This window comes from Amycolatopsis sp. NBC_00438, assembly GCF_036026695.1.
In the GTDB taxonomy this organism is placed as follows: Bacteria; Actinomycetota; Actinomycetes; order Mycobacteriales; family Pseudonocardiaceae; genus Amycolatopsis.
The window spans coordinates 4256100-4271526 of the sequence record NZ_CP107923.1 but is presented as its reverse complement, the minus strand read 5'-3'; the positions used below and the strand labels follow the sequence as shown (position 1 = coordinate 4271526).

The 15427-nt window shown below is 71.6% G+C and carries 17 protein-coding genes; 11 read left to right on the top strand and 6 right to left on the bottom strand.

Annotated features, from left to right (window positions below; genetic code table 11):
- Positions 1–34 precede the first annotated feature (34 nt).
- Entirely contained in the window at positions 35–814 is a 780-nt protein-coding gene (locus OG494_RS18755) for a class I SAM-dependent methyltransferase (RefSeq protein WP_328457415.1), read from the top strand.
- Between the two features lie 148 nt (positions 815–962).
- On the opposite strand, the gene OG494_RS18750 is transcribed toward OG494_RS18755, so the two are convergent.
- Both OG494_RS18750 and OG494_RS18745 read right to left on the bottom strand, forming a co-directional pair.
- Complete coding sequence (locus OG494_RS18750) at positions 963–1973, bottom strand: ABC transporter substrate-binding protein (protein ID WP_328458969.1); 1011 nt, start codon at positions 1971–1973, stop codon at positions 963–965.
- Positions 1974–2389: 416 nt separating this feature from the next.
- Entirely contained in the window at positions 2390–3055 is a 666-nt protein-coding gene (locus OG494_RS18745) for a TetR/AcrR family transcriptional regulator (RefSeq protein ID WP_328457413.1), read from the bottom strand.
- Positions 3056–3163: 108 nt separating this feature from the next.
- Between OG494_RS18745 and OG494_RS18740 the strand changes: the two genes are divergently transcribed.
- From OG494_RS18740 to OG494_RS18725, 4 genes are all read left to right on the top strand, one after another.
- Entirely contained in the window at positions 3164–4093 is a 930-nt protein-coding gene (locus OG494_RS18740; RefSeq protein ID WP_328457411.1) for an SDR family NAD(P)-dependent oxidoreductase, read from the top strand.
- A gap of 370 nt (positions 4094–4463) precedes the next feature.
- Positions 4464–4619 carry a CopG family transcriptional regulator gene (locus tag OG494_RS18735; protein ID WP_328457409.1) on the top strand — a complete coding sequence of 52 codons (156 nt, stop codon included), beginning with the start codon at positions 4464–4466 and terminating at the stop codon, positions 4617–4619.
- Entirely contained in the window at positions 4616–4966 is a 351-nt protein-coding gene (locus OG494_RS18730) for a VOC family protein (RefSeq protein WP_328457407.1), read from the top strand. Before OG494_RS18735 ends, OG494_RS18730 begins: the two co-directional genes overlap by 4 nt.
- Complete coding sequence (locus tag OG494_RS18725) at positions 4963–6234, top strand: MFS transporter (RefSeq protein WP_328457405.1); 1272 nt, start codon at positions 4963–4965, stop codon at positions 6232–6234. Before OG494_RS18730 ends, OG494_RS18725 begins: the two co-directional genes overlap by 4 nt.
- Before the next feature lie 118 nt (positions 6235–6352).
- Here the strand turns inward: OG494_RS18725 and OG494_RS18720 are convergent, their stop codons facing one another.
- Positions 6353–6757 (bottom strand): histone-like nucleoid-structuring protein Lsr2, encoded by a 405-nt coding sequence (locus OG494_RS18720; RefSeq protein ID WP_328457403.1) that lies wholly within the window; start codon positions 6755–6757, stop codon positions 6353–6355.
- A 436-nt stretch (positions 6758–7193) separates the two neighbouring features.
- Complete coding sequence (locus OG494_RS18715; protein WP_328457401.1) at positions 7194–7925, bottom strand: GntR family transcriptional regulator; 732 nt, start codon at positions 7923–7925, stop codon at positions 7194–7196.
- Positions 7926–8047: 122 nt separating this feature from the next.
- On the opposite strand from OG494_RS18715, the gene OG494_RS18710 reads away from it, so the two are divergent.
- The 4 genes from OG494_RS18710 to OG494_RS18695 are packed head-to-tail and all read left to right on the top strand — an operon-like array spanning position 8048 to position 11964.
- Positions 8048–9328: an MFS transporter gene (locus OG494_RS18710; protein WP_328457399.1), complete on the top strand. Its 1281-nt coding sequence runs from the start codon at positions 8048–8050 to the stop codon at positions 9326–9328.
- Positions 9325–10269 carry an NAD(P)-dependent oxidoreductase gene (locus OG494_RS18705; RefSeq protein ID WP_328457397.1) on the top strand — a complete coding sequence of 315 codons (945 nt, stop codon included), beginning with the start codon at positions 9325–9327 and terminating at the stop codon, positions 10267–10269. The genes OG494_RS18710 and OG494_RS18705 overlap by 4 nt, the downstream gene beginning before the upstream one ends.
- Positions 10266–11642, top strand: coding sequence for an acyclic terpene utilization AtuA family protein (locus OG494_RS18700; protein ID WP_328457395.1), 1377 nt, complete (start codon positions 10266–10268; stop codon positions 11640–11642). The genes OG494_RS18705 and OG494_RS18700 overlap by 4 nt, the downstream gene beginning before the upstream one ends.
- A complete protein-coding gene (locus OG494_RS18695; RefSeq protein WP_328457393.1) occupies positions 11635–11964 on the top strand; it encodes a DUF4387 domain-containing protein in 330 nt (109 codons plus the stop codon). Before OG494_RS18700 ends, OG494_RS18695 begins: the two co-directional genes overlap by 8 nt.
- A gap of 2 nt (positions 11965–11966) precedes the next feature.
- On the opposite strand, the gene OG494_RS18690 is transcribed toward OG494_RS18695, so the two are convergent.
- Positions 11967–12119: a hypothetical protein gene (locus OG494_RS18690; protein WP_328457391.1), complete on the bottom strand. Its 153-nt coding sequence runs from the start codon at positions 12117–12119 to the stop codon at positions 11967–11969.
- Between the two features lie 155 nt (positions 12120–12274).
- Here OG494_RS18690 and OG494_RS18685 point away from each other — a divergent pair, with 155 nt between their 5' ends.
- Together OG494_RS18685 and OG494_RS18680 are read left to right on the top strand one after the other, a co-directional pair.
- On the top strand, positions 12275–13240 hold the full coding sequence (locus OG494_RS18685) for a TIGR03557 family F420-dependent LLM class oxidoreductase (protein WP_328457388.1): 966 nt from the start codon (positions 12275–12277) through the stop codon (positions 13238–13240).
- A 32-nt stretch (positions 13241–13272) separates the two neighbouring features.
- The gene (locus OG494_RS18680) at positions 13273–13656 is read left to right on the top strand and encodes a VOC family protein (RefSeq protein WP_328457386.1); all 384 of its coding nucleotides are present in this window, start codon (positions 13273–13275) and stop codon (positions 13654–13656) included.
- Between the two features lie 781 nt (positions 13657–14437).
- Here OG494_RS18680 and OG494_RS18675 read toward each other — a convergent pair.
- A complete protein-coding gene (locus tag OG494_RS18675; RefSeq protein ID WP_328457384.1) occupies positions 14438–15376 on the bottom strand; it encodes a PfkB family carbohydrate kinase in 939 nt (312 codons plus the stop codon).
- Positions 15377–15427: the final 51 nt, after the last annotated feature.

The following is a 15427-nucleotide window of genomic DNA, read 5'->3' as shown; positions in this document are numbered from 1 at the left end:
CGTCGCCCGATCTGATCGAATGAGGAAACACCGGATGTCACAGACCATCGGCTGGAACAACTTCGTCGACACCCAGGCGCAGGCCGAGCGCCGCCGGCTCCGCCTGCTGGAAGAGAGCTTCGACCCGTTCAGCTTCCGGCAGCTCGAAAGCCTCGGGGTGCGGCCGGGGTGGCGGTGCCTGGAGATCGGCGCCGGGGCGGGCTCGGTGGCGGCCAGGATGGCCGAGCTGGCCGGCCCGGAGAACGTGGTCGCGACGGACCTCAGCCTCGCGTTCCTCGGCCCGCTCGCCGACCTCGGGGTGACCGTGCTGCACCACGACGTCACCACGGACGACGCGCCCGGGGAGTTCGACGTCATCCACACCCGGTTCGTGCTGGAGCACCTGCCCGAGCGCGAGGCCGTGATCGAGCGGTTGTCGTCGTGGCTCAAGCCCGGTGGGTGGCTGCTCGTCGAGATCGGTGTCACGCTGCCCGAGCTGTCGTCGCACCCGGCGACCCGCCAGACCATGGCGGCGCTCGCGCGGGTCATGGCGGACCGGGTCGGCACCGCCCCGGAGTGGGGCCGCGCCCTGCCGGTCCCGCTCGAGGCGGCCGGCCTGCTCGACTGCGCCGCGGAGGGCGTGGTCCTGCCGGCGCGGGGCGGGCAGCCACTGGCGGGCTGGCTCAAGAACACGACGAAGCTGGTCGAGGAGCACGCGCTCGCCACCGGCCTGGTCACCCGGGAAGTGCTCGACGAGGCGTACGCGGTGTACGAGACGCCGTCCTTTGTGGACTACAGCTGGATGACCGTCGGGGCACGCGGCCGCCGGAGCTGAGCGCCGCCGCCCTCCGGTGGCGGGGGAGTGGCATTGCTTCTTCCGGCCGGCGCGATGACGTCACGGACAAAAGCCGGCCTGGCCGACGACCTCCCGAGGGGAGGAAGTCGGCCAGGCCGGCCTTGTTCGGCGGAGCGGGTCCGCTACGTCAATTGGTCACCTGGGGGGCGATCATCGACGCGGCGTCCACCGCGGTCGTGATCGCGCCCATCTGGAGCATCAGGTCGGGCACGCGCTGGAGGCGCCGGGCGTCCAGCTTGGCGACGAACGCGGGCAGGTTGAGCAGCTTCGCGGTGCCTTCGTCGATCTTGGCGTACTTGACCAGGATCGGCTCGATCTTGGACCGGTCGTTGGTCGTGTCGCTGGTGGCCTTCGCCATCGCACGCTGGAAGGCGGCGAGGGTCTTCGGGTTGGCCTGCACCCACTTCCTGGTCGAGGCGTAGCCCGACAGCGGGAAGTCCTGGGTGGCACCGGTGTTGACGTCGACCACGGGGATCGCGCCGGCGGTCTTGGCGGCCTGCGAGAGGAACGGCTCGGGCAGCAAGGCCGCGTCGACCTGACCCGCCGCCAGTGCCGCCGCGACGTTCGGGAACGGCATCTGGACCCAGGTCACCTTGTCGATGTTGACGCCGTGGTCCTTCATCTGGGACTTGGCCAGCAGGTCGCTCGCGGTGTTCTTGGCGGTCATCGCGATCCGCTTGCCCTCGAGGTCGTTGATCTTCTTCACCGGCGAGTTGGGCACGGTGACGATCGCGACGGACTTCGTGCTGATCGAGGTGGCGTCCGAGACGAATTGCAGGTCGGCCGCGCCGGTGCTCTTCGCGACGAAGAACGGCATGTAGCTCGAGATCGCGATGTCGGCCTCGCCGGAGATCGCCTTGGTCATGGCCGCCTGGCCACTCGCGGCCGTGACGGCTTCCACCTCGAGGCCCTCGGCCTTGAAGTAACCACCCTCCTGGGCGAGCCACAACGGGACGGTGTCGACGGTGGGCAGGATCGCGACCTTGATCTTGGTCTTCTCCAGGCTGCCGCCCCCGGTCGACGAGGCGTTCGAGCTGTCCGAGCCGAGCGCGCTGCAGCCGGTGAGGGCGGTGGCGGCCGCGACGACGAGGGCGAGCCCGAGCGTGGCACGGCGAGTGCGAACCCCGCCCCCGCTCATGGCGTTTCCAAGCAAGGCTTGCTCCTTGAAGAAAGTGACGGTTCGGGGACCGAATCCAATGGGAGTGCGTGACTCATTCTCGGGAGCCACGCGGGGCCACTGTAGAGGTCGTGACGGCTCACTCACAACGGGTAGGATCAATACTCGGGAGGATGACGCACGTCACTTTTTTGGCCACTGACCTAGACCCGCTGCTCCGTTTGCTGTAGTCGTTCACCCAGGGTGAGACCAAGATCGTGAATTTCGGATGTCCGGCCGTGCTCGCTGCGGCTCCGGCCACTTCGATCGGCCGGTTCCGCCGGGTGCGGGACGAGCGTCGACGCGGAGTCCGAAGTGGTTGCCCGGAGCGCCCCGGCCTCTTTGCCGCCCGAGCGCGAGAAACCCCGAGGGCCGGCCTGTCCACAGTGCAACGCCGGTCAGCGGCGGGGTAGCACGCCCAGGAGGGTTGCGGTCAGGGCCTGATTCAGGGAGTCCTTCAGTCCCAAGTGGAAGCGGGCCAGCTCGGGCTCGGCCTGGTAGGCCGCCCGCAGGCTGGGCGGGGGTGTGCTGTAGGCCGACAGCGCGCCGGCCATGACCATGGTCTGCAGGCTGAACAGCTCGGCGTTCTCGCCCAGCTCGGGCAGGTACCGCCGGATCAGGGCGGTCATGGTTGTCAGGTGGCCGAGGGACGCGCGCTTGTAGCGGGCGACGACCTCGACGGAGACGTTGTGTTCCAGGACGCTGCCCTGTGCGCCGAAGAGGTCGCACAGCACCACCCGCCCGGCGAGTGAGCTGCTGAGGATCTCGGCCACCGCGGTCGCTCGCTCGGCCATCGGCGGGTTCTCGCCGATGCCGGCGGCCAGCTCGCCCGCCAGTGCCGTCAGCCACTCCTGCAGGAAGCGGTCCAGCAGGTCCAGCAGCACCGCCTCGCGAGACTCGAAGTAGCGCAGCACGTTCGGCTTCGCCAGGCCGACCCGGCGGCTGAGCTCGTTCAAGGTCACCGCGGCCACGGGCATCTCGTCGAGCATCGCCGACGCCACGTCGAGGATCGCCCGCCGGCGGGCCTCCCGCTGCTCTTCGGTTCGCGCCCGCTGGAAAGTCACGAGTGCCAGCCTAACTTAGGTACCGCCGGTACGTTGACAACGTACCGGAAGTACTTTACCGTCGGAGGAGAAAGATACCTTCGGTACTTTATTTACCGGGAGCCTGACATGAGCGAGAAGTGGACGACGGCGAACATTCCCGGCCAGCGCGGGCGGGTGGCCGTGGTGACCGGGGCGAACACCGGACTGGGGTACGAGACCGCCAAGGCGCTCGCCGAGCGAGGGGCGTCCGTGGTGCTCGCCGTGCGCGACGTCGAGAGGGGTGCGCGGGCCGCGGCCCGCATGACCGGCGACGTGACCGTGCAGGCGCTGGACCTGACCTCGCTCGACTCCGTGCGGACCGCGGCGGCGGCGCTGCGGTCCCGGCTCGACCGGATCGACCTGCTGATCAACAACGCCGGCGTGATGTACACCCCGAAGCAGACCACCCGGGACGGCTTCGAGACGCAGTTCGGCACCAACCACCTCGGCCACTTCGCGCTCACCGGGCTGCTGCTGGACCTGATGCTGCCGGTGCCCGGCTCGCGCGTGGTGACGGTCAGCAGCACCGGCCACCGCATCCGGGCCGCGATCCACTTCGACGACCTGCAGTGGGAGCGGTCCTACGGCCGGGTCGCCGCCTACGGCCAGTCCAAGCTGGCCAATCTGATGTTCACGTACGAGCTGCAACGCCGGCTCGCGCCGCGCGGCACCACCGTCGCGGTGGCCGCACACCCCGGCATGTCCAGCACCGAGCTGGCCCGCAACACCCCCGCGGCCCTCCGGCTTCCGCTCACCTGGCTCGCGCCGCTGATCACCCAGACACCGGCGATGGGCGCGCTGCCGACCCTGCGCGCCGCCACCGACCCCGCCGTGCTCGGCGGCCAGTACTACGGCCCCGGCGGACGCAACGAGATCATGGGGCACCCCCGGCTGGTCACCTCCAGCCCGGAGTCGTACGAGGTGGCCGTCCAGCAGCGGCTGTGGGCCGTCTCCGAAGACCTCACCGGGGTGAGGTTCCCCGCCGTCCAGGCCGGGTCTTCGGCCGGCGCGAAGTAGCCCGCGCCGCGCACTTCCCGTCCGCGCGCCTCAGTCCCGCAAGACCCGCAGGCACAGCCGGGTGAGGACGGCCCGGAGCTCGTCGTCCGGGAGCGCGTCGAGGCGGCGCGTGACCACGCCCAGGTCGCTGATCAGCGAGTAGGCCGCGATCTGGTCCGCCGTCGGTGCCGGGCCGAACAGCAGGTGCAGCGCGCGGTCGGCGAGCTCGTCGAGGGTGCGGCTGATGCCGGGGTGCCCAGGGCGTCACGAGGAGACAAGAATCTGCGCAAAGCGCGGTGCCGCAACGGAGTCGGCCGTCGGTCCATTGTGGAACACCGGTGGGCCGACGCGATGCCCGCAAGCGGTCATGCCCGCATGCTAGCATGCGGGCATGCCTCCACCCGACAAGCGGCAGTTCAGCGTCTACCTGCCGAACGAGCTCATCAGGCGGGTCAAGCACGCGTCCGTCGACGCCGACGAGTCGCTCTCGGCGTTCGTCGAGCACGCGCTCGAGGAGTACCTGCGACGCACCGAGGAGCGATCATGATGCGCGTGATGCCGATCCGCTACAGCTCGGATGTCGAGGCCCTGACCCGGTTCTACCGGGCGCTCGGCCTGGAGGCCGGGCCGGCGTCCCGGCCCGGCGGCTGGATCGAGCTGCCCGCCGACGGCGGAATGCTGGCCCTGCACCGCGGATCCGACGAGGACGTGGGCCGGTGCGAGCTGGCCTTCGAAGCCGACGAGCCCCTCGAAGACGTCGCGGATCGCCTGCGGGCGGCCGGGTTCGAGCCGGAGCCGGTCACCGACGAAGGCTTCGGCCACTCGGTGCGCGTCCGGGATCCCGACGGCGTGTGGGTGCAGATCAACCGGTACGACCGAGAGCTGTACACGTGAGTGGTGCCCCGCCGGTGCTCGCGGTGGGGATCGTCGCGCTCGAGTTCGCGGCCGCGGTGACCGGGTTCGTCGCGTCCACGCTGCTGCCCGTCGTCGCCGTCGAGCTGGACGCGCGGGGTCGGCTCGGGCTCCTGATCGCCGGCTCGACGCTGGGGTTGTTCGTCGCGCTCCCGCTGGCGAGCCGGGTGCTGGGCCGCCTCGGCCCGAGACGGACGCTGGCCGCCGGGATGCTTGCCTACCTCGGCGGCCTCGCGCTGGCCGCGTCCGCCCGGGCGGCGTGGGTGTTCGCGCTGGGCCAGTTCGCCGGTGGCCTGGCCGGCGGGCTGCTGGCGGTGTTCGGGATCAGCTCCGCGATCCGGCACCTCGACGAGCGGCTGCGCATCCGGGTGGTCGCCGCGTCGTCGGCGATGTGGATCGTGCCCGCCCTGGCCGGCCCGGCCGCGACGCTGGGCCTGGCGCACCTGGTGGGCTGGCGCTGGAGCTTGCTCGTGCCGGTACCGTTCGTCCTTTTCGGACGGTTGCTGGTGGTGCGCGCCGTCCGCGACGACCCGGCCGCCGAAGCCGCGCCCCGCCCGCTGGGCCGGACGTTGTCGGTGCCGGTGGGTGCGGCGTGCGTCGTGCTGAGCGCGGGGTGGTGGCCGCTTGCGATCGCCGGCGCGCTGATCACCGTGGCGGGGATGAGCACGATCCTGCCCGCGGGCACCGCGCGGCTGCGGCGGGGGACACCCGCCGCGCTCGGGGCGATGGTGCTGTTCGCGGTCGGTTACTTCGGCGCGGACAGCCTGATCACGGTGCTGCTGACGAGCGGGTTCGGGATGAGCCTCGGGCGGGCGGCGATCGTCCTGAGCGCCGCCCCGCTGGGGTGGGCGGTGACGAGCCTCCTGGTCACGCGCCGCACATCGGCGTTTCCCGTCATCGGCCTGAGCCTGACCGCCTTCGGCACGGCCGTGCCGGCCGTCGAGCTCGCCCTCGGCGGGTCGTTCGGGGTCGTGCTCGGCGCGTGGACGGTGGCCGGGATCGGCGTCGGGCTCGCGTATCCCGGCCTGTACATCCGCGCGACGACCGCGGGCTCGAGCGGCTTCACGGCCGCGGAACTGGCCACCGCGGTCATCACGGCCGAGTGCGTCGGCCAGCTCCTGGGCCGCGTCGTCGGCGGCACCCTGAGCTCGGCCGGCACCACCGGCGGGCTGGTCGTCTCTTACGTGGTGTTCGCCCTCGCGGTGACCGCGGCCGCGGGTGCGGCGAGCCGGGCATCGGGCGTCGAGTAGACAGCATTCCGGCGAGTATCGGTGAATCCGGGCGGCGCCGACCGGACCGATTTCCTGCTCGAAACGGTGTCGATTACGCGAAATGGCCCATCGCCGCCCCCTGAACGGCTGGCATGCCCTACTTCTTTACGGCGGCGACCTTCTTGCGCGGCGTGCGCTTGCGTGCCGGAGCCGGTTCGGCGGCCTGTCGCCGGGCCTCGTCGTACGCGCTGACGATCTCCGAGGAAAGCCGGCCCCGCTCGGAGACCTCGTAACCGTTTTCCCCGGCCCAGGCACGGATCGCGCGCGAACGCTCACGGTCCGCGGTGGTCGCCGTCGACTGGCCGGTGGCGACGCGCACCTTGCGGCCGCCGGTCTTGCGGCTCGCGGCGATGAACCGCGCGAGTTCCCCGCGCAGGGCGGTCGCGTTGTCTTCGGAGAGATCGATCTCGTAGCTGACGCCGTCGAGACCGAAGGGAATCGTGTGGGTGGCGGGGCTGCCGTCGAGGTCGTCCAGCATCTCGACGAGGACCTTTTGCGCCATGGGTATTCTCCAACCGGTTGACTGTGCGTCCGTGGTGACCGGACGCGCGATATGCGGGATCCACTGTGGATCATACATACCCACCGGTATTACGGCAATTTCCGGAAAACGCGAACGAACGTCGTGAAAATGTCACAGTCCCGGGCGCGGGCGATTGTCGGGTGGTGACGGCACCGCTGCTGACGTGCGGGATCTGCCCGGTGAAGGGGGTGGCACCGGGCGCGGCCAGGAAGAACGTGGTCCCGGCGATGTCGTCCGGGGCCCGGACCGGCCGTGCGGGTGGCATTGATCAAGGCCGCCCGCCGAGTTTGCCGTGGAAAAATCGATCCCGGCGATGCCGACGGGGGAGATCGGAGCCGGCGCGCCACATCGGGTGCATCGCGCCTCGACGCAACGACTTCAGGAGCTCCTGGCAACGACCCTCAGGTGCGCGGCACTAGCTGTCGCTCCGCCTCGGTTTCGGGGAACGGAGGAGGTCGTCGAGGCCGCCGCGGGCGTCCTTCATGACGATCTCTTCCGCCAGGGCCGCGTCGCCGGCGCGCAGGGCGCGGACCAGCGCGCGGTGGCTGGCGTAGCGGTCGAGCCCGAACGAGTCGTCGGCCAGGACGTGCTCGATCAGGCGGTCGCGCCGCTCGTCGCGGGAGAACACCCGGCTCTGTTCCAGCAGCCGCACGAGCACCGGGTTGCCGGCGCACTCGCTCACCGCGTCGTTGAACCCCTGGAAGACGTCGAGCAGGGTGCCGACGTAGTTCCCGACGAACTGCCCGTCGGCGTGCCGCCGGCGCATGACGATCACCAGGTCGTCGGCGGTGTCGAGAAGCGCGTCGAGCCGGGTGAGCTGCCCCTTCGTCGCGTGCCGGGCCGCGAAGCGCGCGACCAGCCCGCGCAGGGCGACCTCGACTTCGGCCAGTTCCCGGATCGCGGCGTCCCCGATCTTCGCGACGACCACCGTCCGCGGCCCGGCGCGCTCGATGAGGCCGTCCTGCTCCAGCCGGCGAATCGCCTCGCGCACGGGTGTGGGACTGACCGAAAAGCGCTGGGCCAGGCCCCGTTCGGTGACCTTCTCGCCCGGGCGCAGGTCGCCTCCGGCGATCGCGTCCTGCACCGCCCGGTAGGTGCGGTCGGCGAGTGTCTCCACCGCCGGTGCGGGGGGTGACTGCTGGCTCATGAGTCTCATCTTAGCCGGGCCATAGCGACCCGCTATGCCACTGTTGACAGTTTTGCTATAGCATCCCTACGGTGGCGGCAACGCCGACGCGACGAGGCGGCCCGGCACCCGGAGGACTTGGAATGACCACAGTGGACACCCCGAGGGGGCGGAAGACCGGCCGGCGCATCACGTTCTACGTCGCGCTGGCCGTCTTCGCCCAGGAATCGACGTGGAACTTCTACGACGCGCAGGTGCCTCCGCTGCTGCGCGAGCACGTCGGCAGCGCCGCCGTCATCGGGCTGCTGATGGGCATGGACAACGTGCTGGGCCTGTTCATCCAGCCCTGGATCGGCAACCGGTCGGACAACACCCGCACCCGCTGGGGCCGGCGGATCCCGTACCTGGCCGCCGGGATGCCGGTCGCGGCCGTCCTGTTCGCCACGATCCCGCTCGCGTCGTCGCTGCCGGCGCTCGTCGCGCTCATGTTCACCTACGCCCTGGTGGCGAACAGCTTCAAGCCGCTGGGGGAGGCGCTGCTGCCCGACTTCATCCGCCCGGAGCGCCGCAGCCGGGCGAACGCGGCGGTGAAGATCGCGTCCAGCCTGACCATCATCGTTTCGGCGCTGATCAGCACGCTCATGGTCGACTCGCACCCGAAGCTGGCCTTCTCGGTGCCCTCGGTCCTGATGCTCGTCTCGGCCGCGGTGCTGGTGTGGCGGGTCCGCGACAGCAGTTCCCGCGCCTACCAGGAGGCGGTGGCGGAGGACCGGGAGCCGGCGCGGGAGGACACGCCCAAACCGCGCATGCGCGACATCCTGCGGGACATCGCCGGTGACGCCGACCGCACCCGGCTGCTGGTGATCCTGGCGATCCTCCTGTTCGGCGCCGCTTGGGCGGCGTCCCGCTCGCTGATCACGAACTACGGCATCGAGGCCCTCGGTTTGACCCGCGGCGGCGCCGGCGGGCTCACGTTGCCCAGCGGCGTCGCGTTCCTGCTCGCGGCGTACCCGCTGGCGCTGCTGTCCGAGCGGATCGGCCGGCTCCGGGTGATGGCCCTGGGCTCGACGGTTTTTGTGGTGTCCCTGACGGTCGGCACGCTCCTGCACACCGCCGCCGCGACGATCGTCGCGCTGTGCGTGGCCGCGATCGGCGCCGCCGGCTTCGTGATCAACGGCGCGGTGGTGCTGTGGAACCTGGCGCCGTCCGGCCGGGTCCTCGGCACGTACACCGCGCTGTACACGGTGGGCTGGGCGACCGGAGGTTTCCTGGGCCCCGCGGTGGTGGGCGGCATGGTCGACGTGACCGGCTGGAACCTCATGCCGATCGACGCCGCCCTGCTGGCGGTGTTCGCGCTCGGTGCCGTCGTGCGCATCGAGGTGCTGCGGCGCCGGTCGGCGAGCGAGACGGAGGTCGCGCTGTGAGCACGATCCTGGTCACCACCGACTACTCCCACCCCGGCGACGAGGCCGCGGCGATCCTCACCGCCGCCGGCCACGAAGTCCGCTACCGCACCGGAGCGCGCGGCGACGAACTCGCCGCGGCCCTCGGGGACGCGACCGGTGCCATCGTCGCCCACGACCCGTTGACCGCCGACGTGCTCGGGCGGGCGCCGCTGCTGCGGGTGATCGTGCGCTCGGGCGTCGGGTACGACTCGGTCGACCTCGATGCCGCCGGCCGCCTCGGTATCCGGGTGAGCAACCTGCCGGGGGTCAACAGCAACGCCGTCGCCGAGTACACGATGGGGCTGCTGCTGGCCGCCGCCCGGGGGCTGGCCGAATCGGCGGGCGGGGTGCGTGCCGGTAGCTGGCCCAGGCAAGGTGGCCGCGAGTTGCGGGGAGCCACCCTCGGGCTCGTCGGGCACGGGCCGGCCGCCCGGGCCGTCGTCCCGCTCGCGCGGGCGTTCGGGATGCGGATCCTCTGCGCCACCGGGCACCCGGACGGCGGTGCGCCGGACGTCGAGTTCGTCGAGCTGCCGAAGTTGTTGCGCGAAGCGGACTTCGTGTCGCTGCACACCGCGCTGACCCCGCGGACCCGCCACCTCGTCGACGCCGCCGCGCTCGCCCTGCTGAAGCCCACGGCGATCCTCGTCAACACCGCGCGCGGCGCCCTCGTCGACGAGAAGGCCCTGGCCGAGGCGGTCACGGCGGCAAAGCTGGCGGGTGCGGCCCTCGACGTCACCGAGGCCGAGCCGCTGCCGCCGGACAGTCCGCTGCGCGGAGTCCGCGGCATCACCGTGTACTCGCACCTCGCCGGCCAGACCGCCGAAGCCCGGCGGGCCACCGCGGTCGCCGCGGCGCACGAACTGCTCGCGTCCCTGCGCGGCGAACCCCGAACCCCCGTAGCACCTAGGAGAGATCAGTGAACGACACGGCAGTGGGCGTCCTCGTGCCCACGGGCATGATCGGCGCGGGGTTCGCCCCGGAAACGGTCGAACGCGGCCTCGCGCTCGGCGCCGACGTCATCGCCGTCGACGGCGGCTCGACCGACTCCGGCCCCTACTACCTCGGGTCCGGCACCCCGAAGACCTCCACCGCGGCGGTCGCCCGCGACATGCGCCTGCTCCTGCGCGCCGCGGCGAAGGCCCGGATCCCGCTCGTCGTCGGGTCCTGCGGCACCAGCGGGGCGGACAGCGGCGTCGACTGGCTCGCGGGCATCACCGCGGACATCCTCGCCGAAGAGCGGCTCGAGCTGACCGTCGCCACCATCTACAGCGAACAGGACCCCGCTTACCTCCGGCGCCGGCTCGCCGAGCAGGCGATCCACCCGCTGCCCCCGCTCGGGCCGCTCGACAGCACGACCCTCGACAGCTGCGTGCGTGTAGTCGGGATGATGGGGCACGAGCCCATCGAGGAGGCGCTGCGCGCGGGGGCGGACGTCGTGCTGGCCGGGCGGGCCACCGACACCGCCGTCGCGGCCGCTTTCGCGCTGATGAAAGGAATGCCGCCCGGCCCGGTCTGGCACGCGGCCAAGATCGTCGAGTGCGGCGGCCAGTGCACGACGAACCCCCGTTCCGGTGGGGTGTTCGCGCGGATCGACCAGGGCGGCTTCACGATCGAACCGCTCGACCCCGCGGCGTCGTGCACGCCGACGTCCGTAGCGGCGCACATGCTCTACGAGACCGCGAACCCGTTCCGGATGCGGGAGCCCGCCGGCACCCTCGACGTCTCGCGCGCCACCTACCGCGAAGTCGACGACCGGATCGTGCGCGTGGAGGGGTCGGTGTTCGAACCCGCCGCACAGCACACGATCAAGCTCGAAGGCGCCCGGCTCACCGGCTACGAAACGATGTCGTTCACCGCGATTCGCGACCCGCACATCCTGGCCGGCATCGAGGAGTGGGCCGCGCTGCTGAAGAAGGTGCTCGTCGATCGCGTGCACCAGACGCTCGCGCTGGGGGAGGGGGACTACGAGTTCGACATCCGGCTCTACGGCCACAACGCGATCCTCGAAGACCTGGATCCCGCGACGACGCCGGCTCGCGAGGTCGGCGTCATGCTGCTGGTGCGCGCCGCCGACCAGACCACCGCGACCGCCGTCGCCAAGATCGCCAACCCGCTGATGCTGCACCTGCCGGCGGCGGACATGCCGTACCTGCCGAGCCTCGCGTTCCCGACCTCGCCGGCCGAGACCGAGCGGGGGCCGGTGTACGAGTTCGCCCTGAACCACGTCGTCGATTCCGAAACCCCGACCACGATGTTCCGCACCGAGTTCCGGAAGGCCCGCGTTCATGCCTGACACCTTGCAAGACCTGGCGATCGAAGTGCGTTCGAAAAACGCGGGCCCGTTCTGGGTCACCATGGAACTGTTCCTGCGCGACGCAGCGGGTTACCACACCGCCGCCGACGAGGGGTTCCTGAACGAGAACGTGATCGCGGAGCTGTACGGCGTCCCGGCGGGCGGCGTGCAGATCTTCCGCATCCCCGCGCTCAACGTCGTCAAGATCTCCTTCCCCCGCCCGATTCCCCAGGGCAGCCTGCGCGACCGTGACATCCACGCCGGGCAGCACCACGTGCCGTTGGCACTCCTGGAGCTGCCCGGCCGAGCTGCCGGAGGGTGAATTCAGCGCACGGCCTTGCGCCGCACGAAACCGATCACCCCGGTCGCGACGAACAGGATCGCGCCGACGATGATCAGCCAGAACAGGCCCTTGATGACGATCCCGAGCACCACCAGCACGGCCCAGACCACCAGCAGGCCGACGATAAGTCCCATGACGCGTTCCTCTCGGTCGATGTGGGGCGGGAGTACCCGCTTCCCGGCGATCCACTCGGCAGAAGCATCACCGTCCGGCCGAGTGGCGGCGACCCGATTCACCGGAGTGGGCGACGGCCGGTGTGCCGGGCGGCCGGCCGGGGTAACCGGCCGCCATGACGTCGATCGGCTATTTCCTGTCCTGCGAGCAGTACGGTCCGCGCGAGCTGGTGGCCCAGGCCCGGGCGGCCGAGCGCGCGGGCTTCGAACGGCTCTGGATCTCGGACCACTTCCACCCCTGGAACGACGCGCAGGGCCAGAGCCCGTTCGTCTGGTCGGTGATCGGCGCCCTGTCCGAGGCCGTCTCGCTGCCGATCACCACGGCGGTGACGTGCCCGACCGTCCGGCTGCACCCGGCCGTGATCGCGCAGGCCGCGGCCACCGCCGCCGTCCAGCTGGACGGCCGGTTCGTGCTGGGCGTCGGCTCGGGGGAGGCGCTGAACGAGCACATCCTCGGGGACGCCTGGCCGTCGGCCGGGCAACGGCTGGCGATGCTGGAGGAGGCCGTCGAGGTCATCCGCCTGCTGCACTCGGCGGGCGCGCGCGGCGAAGCCGTCAGCCACCACGGAGACCACTACGAGGTGCAGGACGCGCGGATCTACACCGTGCCGGCCGAGCCGGTGCCGATCTACGTCTCCGGGTTCGGACCGCAGGCCACCGAGCTGGCCGGGCGCATCGGCGACGGCTACTGCACGGTGGTGCCCGACGCCGATCTCGTCCGGGCCTTCCGCGAGTCCGGTGGCGGCGGCAAGCCGGTGCAGGCCGGGATGAAGGTCAGCTGGGACGCCGACGCCGAAGCGGCGCTCGACCAGGCACACCGGTTGTGGGCCAACGACGCCCTGCCCGGTCAGCTGGCCCAGATCCTGCCGCGCCCGGAGGACTTCGAGGCCGCGACGACGTTCGTCCCGCGCGAGGACGTCGGGAAGGCGATCGTGTGCGGCGACGACCCGAAGGCGCACGCCGAGCGGGTGCGCCAGTACGTCGACGCCGGCGTGGACGAGATCTACGTCCAGCAGGTCGGCTCCGACCACGACGGCTTCTTCCGCGGCTGGCAGGAGCACGTGCTGCCGGAGTTCCATTGAGGAAGGGGGGATGCGTCTGACAGGGTGACGTGATGGCCTGCCGCATCAGCGAGATCGTCATCGACGCCCGGGACCCCGAGACACTGGCGAGGTTCTGGTCCGGCGTACTGGGTTACGTCGAGTACCGCCGCGAGCCCGACGGCATCGAGATCGGCCCGCCCGGCACCGGCTTCGGCGGCCCGCAGCCGACCCTCGTCCTCGGCACCGGCGGCCAGGGGAAGGCCGCGAAACTGCCACTGCACCTGGATGTCAGCCCCACCGACCGGGACCAGGACGCCGAACTCGCGCGGCTGCTGGAACTGGGCGCGAAACGGGCCGACGTCGGGCAGACCGGCGACGAGAGCTGGCACGTCCTCCAGGACCCGGAGGGCAACGAGTTCTGCCTGCTGCGGACCCGCGTCGACCCGGTGACCTGACCGGCGCGACGGTCCGAAGTGGACACTCCGACGGCGCCGGGCCCGTCGGCCATCCGGCCGACGAGCGCGCGGGTGGTCCCGCGCAGCAGCACGGCGGCCTTGCCGCCGGCTCGTGCTGCAAGTGCCGGCGAATCCGATGGCCGCGGCGTCGCGCCGGAAGAAGTCGCCGGTGCGCTCGGAGTTGCGGACGATCCGCGGCATGTTCGCGCCGCCCTGGGCTTGAGTCGCACTGCCGCTGAGATGGTTTGTCCCGCCCCGGGCTGAGCTGCATGCCGCTGAGGTGGTTCGACCTGTCCAGGCTTGAGCTGCATGCCGCTGAGGTGGTTCGACCTGTCCAGGCTTGAGCTGCATGCCGCTGAGGTGGTTCGACCTGTCCAGGCTTGAGCTGCATGCCGCTGAGGTGGCTCGACCTGCCAGGCTTGAGCCGCACCGCGCCCAGGCGGCTTGACTGGCCTCAGGCTTGACCGCTCTGTCGTCCAGGTGGTTTGTCCGGCCCGGACTTGAGTTGCGCTGCCGTCGGGGTGGCTTGACCGGCCTCAGGCTGAGCCGCACGCCGCTGAGGTGGCTCGACCTGCCCAGGCTTGAGCCGCACCGCGCCCAGGCGGCCCTGACCAGCCCCGGCATGAGCCGCACCGCCGCCCAAGCGGCTTCGGCCGCGCTGGCTCAGGAGCGCGGCCTGCCGAGGGCACGCTGCGCGGCGCTCGTCGTGGCTCGCTCGAGCGGCAGGTGAACTGACGGCCCGGCGACCCGAGCCCGGCGGCCCGAACCGGCGATCAACCGGTCAGGCGTGTACTTCTTCGGCCCGCTCCGGCCGCAGGCGGTCGAGGGCCGGGCGGCTCAGGCAGGGCCGGCCGCCCGCGTGCTCGGTGGTCGCCGCGGCCGCTGCGACCGCCAGGCAGGCCGCCGTCTCCAGTGGGCGCCGGCGGGTCAGCGCCGCTGTGAGGGTCGCGATCAGCGCGTCCCCGGCGCCGGTGGTGTCGACGACTTCGGTCTCGACGTGCGGGACGAACCAGGTGCCGTCCGGCCCGGCGAACAGGTTGCCCTGCCCGGACACTTCGAGCACGACCAGCGCCGGCCCGCGCCGCCGCAGCTCGGCCGCGGCTCGGACGGCCGTTTCGATGTCCTCCACCGGCCGGCCGGTGAGCTTTTCGGTCTCGTGGGCGTCGGCGCGCACGACGTCGGCCAGTGCGAGCAGTTCGTCCGTGAGGTCCGGGTCCGCCGGTGCGCCGTCGAGCACGACGCGGGTGCCCGCGGTGTGCGCCAGCCGTGCCGCCAGCAACGCCGCCGGCGCGGGCTGCTGCAGCTGGACGATCAGGGAGCAGGCAGCCGAGATCGGCGCGGCGGCGGTGAGGACGTCGGACTCGGTCACCAGGGTGGCGGCCGGGATGTGCTCGAGGTAGCGGCGGCGGCCGTGATCGTCGACGACGTCGACGATCAGCGCCGTCTCGGCGCCGCGCCGGCGGACCACGTGCGTGGTGCCGATGCGGTCGGCCCGCGCCCGCGCTCGCAGGGCGTCGCCGACGAGGTCCTCGCCGACCACGCCGACGAGCGACACCGACGTGCCCAGCTGGCTCAGCGCCACGGCCTGGTTGGCGCCCTTCCCGCCGAGCCGCTCCTGGCGGTGCTGCACTTCGGCCGACGACCCCGCGTCGGGCGCGTCCGGGACTTCGACCACCAGGTCTCGGGCGACCTGGCCGACGACCACGACTTCGCTGGGCATCACGCGCCTCCTCGGCTCCGAAGACCGGCTACCCCGCCCCGCGAGCAAGGC